This is a genomic window from Pantoea sp. SIMBA_079, from assembly GCF_046940275.1.
Classification (GTDB): Bacteria; Pseudomonadota; Gammaproteobacteria; order Enterobacterales; family Enterobacteriaceae; genus Pantoea; species Pantoea borealis.
This window is the reverse complement of record NZ_JAWRYR010000631.1, coordinates 1-253: the sequence shown is the minus strand read 5'-3', so window position 1 is coordinate 253 and position 253 is coordinate 1. Positions and strand designations below refer to the sequence as shown.

1 protein-coding gene is annotated in these 253 nt (G+C 56.9%); it reads right to left on the bottom strand.

What is annotated here, in order from left to right; all coding sequences use genetic code 11:
• Positions 1 to 237: DUF3617 domain-containing protein (locus tag SB719_RS21470; RefSeq protein WP_412159932.1), on the bottom strand; the 237-nt coding region annotated here is incomplete at its 3' end.
• Between the last annotated feature and the right edge of the window lie 16 nt (positions 238 to 253).

Genomic DNA, 253 nt, shown 5'->3' with positions numbered 1-253 from the left:
CTGGGTGGTGAATTCCCGATCACTGAGGAATGTAGCCTGACCACTTCCCTGCGCCTTCGGGCAGCTGAACTGGAACTTCCAAACGTTACCGGTACGATCGGTAATCTTCTGCGTGCAGCCCGATTTCGGGTCTTGCAGAGGAATGTCATTCGTTGCCACCTGTTCTGGTGTCAGGCACGAACGCACACCCTTGCCACCTACACTGACCCCTTGTTTGGCCAACACCCCTTCCATCATTGCGCGCTGCTCGGGC